This window comes from uncultured Coprobacter sp. (genome assembly GCF_947855755.1).
GTDB lineage: Bacteria > Bacteroidota > Bacteroidia > Bacteroidales > Coprobacteraceae > Coprobacter.
On the sequence record NZ_CANUAR010000054.1, the window covers coordinates 1 to 4,413 of the forward strand.

Below are 4,413 nucleotides of genomic sequence, written 5' to 3' on the forward strand. Positions count from 1 at the left end.
TGAGGATATGGCTGTACCATTCGTTCGTGAAGTACCTGACATCCGAAATGGATATATACACGCATCTGTTCTCCGCGCTCTTAATAAAGGCGGAGAAGCAATAGTGGTTTCTACCGATATTGACGAGCTGCCAATGGTTTTCACTGCACATCGTCTTCAGATAGTTGATGTACTTTGTCTGGAATGACTTATAGTCTTCTCCTGTATAGCAACCGGAAGAAAATTCATATCCGATATACTTTTTGAGATCTGCAAGTTTAGCCATTATCTTTATCCTCCCTGACAATCCTGTAAATGTCGTCCGCGTAGAATTCGCATACAAACCAGTTAAAAAGGGCGTGACACTTCACTCCCTTATAGTCCACGATATAATCGTTGTTTCCTAATTCTTCGAGCACTGTTATCTCGTCCATTTCTCCTTTGAGAGAGTGGATATGTGCCATTGTCTTGTAAGCCATTGTTGTTCCTCCTTATCATGCAATTCTCCTGATACCGCCGCCGAAACGCTGTACGGTGATACTGCCGAATTCCGAGCACCAGTCATCGTCTTTGTTCCAGACATACGCGAAAGCTGTGTGACGGTTTCCCTAACTGTATATAAGGGTATCCCATTCTTCGGGATAGTCTGTGACGATAAGGAAATCGTACAGTTCGCCGAATTGCGTAAATTCGTGTGTCACGGCATATACAAGGCAGTTGTATTTTGCCTCTATTTCCTGTCGCTTGCGATCTATCTCCGGTTCCTGATGGAGCCAAAAGACTCCGAAGTTTTCAAAGAAACATACCTTGTCGCTTTCACGAAATCCTCGTATGTACGGCTTGTATATGTCCATTTCTTTCAGCAGTTCGAGCGCCTTTTCCTTTTTGACGATTGCCTTGTCTGTCATTTTCGTATCCTCCTTAGATGCAATCTTGTAAAGCTTCAAAGTTGTAGCCGATGTTCCGGAGCGTTTCTTCGAAGTCGAATCACGCCAGCAGGTTTTGATTGTATGTATCCTGCGCAAGGGGATCTTCCTTGTCCCATCTGCTGCCGAACAATTCGGACGGAGCGTAAAGACCCGTTCCGTTCATAAGGTCGTAAAGCAGTTCGTTTATTTCCTGCCTGTACTGCTTGTAGAAACGCACCGTGTCGGTATAGTAGATGAGTTCACCTACAATGCCAGATTGGCAGCCGTGGTCCAGCACATCAGTGAAGATATGCTTCTTGTCGTCATAGTCGCTCCAGCGGTCAATGACGTAATTACAGACGCGCTTAGTGAGCAGATTGTCTATATTGCGTTTGAGTTCTTTTATGTTTGTAAGTGTAAGTTTCATTATGCCGCCTCCTCGAAATCGTCCAGATAAATACGGGTGAACAAAGCGCCGTATTCGAAATAGAGTCCGCCGTGTTTGTCCGTCATGAGGTCGTAAGTGATGACGTTTATTCTGCCTCTGTCCGTCACGGCAATTTGGGCTTCGTTTTTAACCAGGTCGATTCCGACCAGGTTAAAGGTGATATAATCTTCACCGTCGAACCATTCGAATTCCTAGAGATAATACTTACGGAATTCTGTGAACTTGGAAACTTCTGTTTTCATGTGTTATACCTCCAGATTTTATTTTGCCTTTCGGCACGGGCTATGGAGCACATGGCGAAACAGAGGAAAGGTATCTTGAAAGGCACCCGGCAGAAGTCAACGACAAGGATAAAATTGTTGCATCCATGTTCTGTGTATATAAAAAAGCCGACCCCGGTTAAACCAAAGTCGGTAGAATGACAGTTATTTCAGATTTTCAGTGACAATTTTCTCCCGTTGACTTCTGCCTCGCCCTGTGCTACAACCAGCCCGCGAAAGGCAAAATCCGGAGATACATTGATTATATCCGTAAGTATTATACTTACGAGTATAACTTTTTCGGAGTTCGTAATTTAAGAATAATGTTTGCGTAATAACCCGATTGCTTTTTTGATGGTTTTTTGCTATGCCTCGTAATCCATTTGGCCAACCTGACAAAATATCGCGATGAAAACGGAATATTTTTATCATTTTCGTGAAAATTTTGCAAAAATTCAAAAAATATCTCGATTAGGTGTTGATTTTTTGTGCTGAAGAGTATATAATAATACTGATCAAAAAAGGAGAGAACAAGATGCTTATTTATTTCGGATTTAAAAACTTTATGTCTTTTGGTGATGAATGTCGCTTTGATATGATTGCAAATAGTGATAAACAGCACAGGGAAAGTCTAATTGATGATAAGTATTCGCGCGTGAGGCTTATTTATGGAGCCAACGCATCCGGCAAAACTTCGTTTATTCGTGCTATTTCTTTTGTCCGCTGGTTTATCTTTAATTCCAATCAACTGCTTGAAAATATGCCTATTCCGGTCGTGCCTTTCAAGTTCCGCCGTGATGCTAAAAATATCCCGTCGGAGTTTTCACTTACTTTTATCATGCATGAAAAGAAGTATCATTATGAATTTTCCTGCACGCAAGATAGGGTGATCTATGAAAAACTTGATGTGTACAATACATCCAAGCCCACAAATATCTTTGAACGAATGAATACCGATACGTATGAGTTCAAGCGGGATGTCAGAATGCTCCGCGATATTGAATCAAAGACTACTCGCAATAAGCTATTTCTGGCAACTTCTGCGAATTGGAATTATCCTCTTACCAAACCAGTCGTTGAATTTCTGCTGAACACACTGCTGCCGTATTCATTTAATGAGCAGTGGCAGGCACATCTTGCAAAAATAAAGGCGGACGGACACTTCGAAGATTACAAAAAGTTTTGCCTTAAATTCTTCAATAATGCAGATCTGAGTATCGATGATTTCGCAATAGAGGAAAAAAAATTCAAAGAGATGCAAAAAGATCCTGTCCTCAATTCGATAGTATCTCTCATTGCGCAAGGAAAAGAGGAGGCAATTGAACAGATCGAAAATTCCCCAGTTTATAACATAAACATACGGCATGCTGTTATGTATGGCGATGCGGAAGAAAAATATATTCTCAATCTCCAGGAAGAATCGCTTGGAACTATACAGATGTTTCAACTTTCCCCAATTCTGTACCATGTTTTCCAAAAAGGGATAACATTTTTTGTCGATGAAATAGACAGGAGCCTTCATCCAATTCTCGTTAGGTATATTGTAAGCCTGTTTCTTGACCCGGAAATCAATGCAAATAATGCGCAGCTGATCGCCAATACGCATGACACTAATCTTCTCGACCTGGAACTTCTTCGCCGGGATGAAATTTGGTTCACCGAACGCGATTTCAAGAGTGGAAAGACTATAATGTATCCGCTGACTGATTTTTCGCCGCGCAAGAACGAAAATATCGAAAAAGCATACATTCTCGGTCGCTTCGGTGCTGTTCCGTTTATTAGGGAGGTCTGAGAATGGCAAAAAAGCAATCTTACAAAAGACAGCGAAGCCCCATCTTATTGATTGTCTGTGAGGGAAAGAATAAGACGGAACGCAAATACTTCTCTCATTATAAGGCAAGGGAATGTCTTTATAGGCTTGAGATAAAAGATTCGAAAGCGACAGATGTCATGGGAATGGCAAAGCGTGCGTCAAATCTTTACAAAGAGTATCAAATGGATATCGCGCTCGGAGATAAGGCCTTTTGCCTTATTGACATGGATCTGCGTGAAGATAAGTACAATGCATATTTAAAGGCGCGGCAAAAGTATCCAAACATTACTTTCATTGTCTCTAACCCGTGTTTTGAGATTTGGTTGTTGTACCATTTTACCGAGAACCCAAAGGCGGAATCTTCGTCACAAGCAGTCAAGGAACAGATGAAAAAATATGTTCCGGGTTATAATGAGGCTATGGATGTCTATGCTCAATGTGATTTGGAGGATAAGTATGCAGTTGCGATAAACCGTTCCGAAAAGAAAAATTCCCTTTATGATGGGGGCGTAACTCTCGTGGAGCGTAACCCCTATACAGAGGTGCAGGATTTAATTTACATATTAAAAAAGCTCGATTAGAATACTAAGGAGGACAGGCGCATAAATCAAATATTTGTTGCATATATCGTTTCAAGTAAGCAGATCAATGCGAGTGAATTTTTGGATATATTTCGAAAATAAAAAAGACTGCCTTTTACGCTCTAAAACGGTCTAAAACGCAAAAATAGCAAACGGTAGCAAACAAAACGGCATTTTCAGTTGTTTGCTATTAAATTCAAAACAGCCCCTGATGCATTAAAAACCTACTATATCTTGTGGTAAATAGCAAACAATTTGTCAAGGTATTGTGGTGTGTTTTTCCCAGGAAGATTTTAGAGCACGTCCTTGGTAAGGAAGAGGTCACCGGTTCAAATCCGGTTAGCAGCTCCAGACGAAAAACCACAAGATATGATATGCACCCCAAAAGTTGGACAGACTTTTGGAGGTGCATATTTTATGGCAA

General features: G+C 41.1%; 6 protein-coding genes. 3 read left to right on the top strand and 3 right to left on the bottom strand.

Annotated elements, in window-relative coordinates; all coding sequences use genetic code 11:
* On the top strand, positions 1-187 hold a 187-nt coding region (locus Q0093_RS14690; protein ID WP_297931978.1), incomplete at its 5' end, for a hypothetical protein.
* Between the two features lie 70 nt (positions 188-257).
* Here the strand turns inward: Q0093_RS14690 and Q0093_RS14695 are convergent.
* From Q0093_RS14695 to Q0093_RS14705, 3 genes are all read right to left on the bottom strand, one after another.
* The gene (locus Q0093_RS14695; RefSeq protein ID WP_297931980.1) at positions 258-458 is read right to left on the bottom strand and encodes a hypothetical protein; all 201 of its coding nucleotides are present in this window, start codon (positions 456-458) and stop codon (positions 258-260) included.
* A 129-nt stretch (positions 459-587) separates the two neighbouring features.
* On the bottom strand, positions 588-1,004 hold the full coding sequence (locus tag Q0093_RS14700; protein ID WP_297931982.1) for a hypothetical protein: 417 nt from the start codon (positions 1,002-1,004) through the stop codon (positions 588-590).
* Entirely contained in the window at positions 967-1,314 is a 348-nt protein-coding gene (locus tag Q0093_RS14705; RefSeq protein ID WP_297931984.1) for a hypothetical protein, read from the bottom strand. The genes Q0093_RS14700 and Q0093_RS14705 overlap by 38 nt, the downstream gene beginning before the upstream one ends.
* An 816-nt stretch (positions 1,315-2,130) precedes the next feature.
* Between Q0093_RS14705 and Q0093_RS14710 the strand changes: the two genes are divergently transcribed.
* Positions 2,131-3,387, top strand: coding sequence for an ATP/GTP-binding protein (locus Q0093_RS14710; RefSeq protein WP_297931986.1), 1,257 nt, complete (start codon positions 2,131-2,133; stop codon positions 3,385-3,387).
* A gap of 2 nt (positions 3,388-3,389) precedes the next feature.
* On the top strand, positions 3,390-3,989 hold the full coding sequence (locus Q0093_RS14715; protein ID WP_297931990.1) for an RloB family protein: 600 nt from the start codon (positions 3,390-3,392) through the stop codon (positions 3,987-3,989).
* The last annotated feature ends 424 nt before the right edge of the window (positions 3,990-4,413 follow it).

Bases quoted from the DNA above. Each gene is read 5' to 3' on its own strand.
- Q0093_RS14715 (WP_297931990.1), top strand. From the start codon at position 3,390: ATGGCAAAAAAGCAATCTTACAAAAGACAGCGAAGCCCCATCTTATTG.
- Q0093_RS14705 (WP_297931984.1), bottom strand. From the start codon at position 1,314: ATGAAACTTACACTTACAAACATAAAAGAACTCAAACGCAATATAGAC.
- Q0093_RS14710 (WP_297931986.1), top strand. From the start codon at position 2,131: ATGCTTATTTATTTCGGATTTAAAAACTTTATGTCTTTTGGTGATGAA.
- Q0093_RS14695 (WP_297931980.1), bottom strand. From the start codon at position 458: ATGGCTTACAAGACAATGGCACATATCCACTCTCTCAAAGGAGAAATG.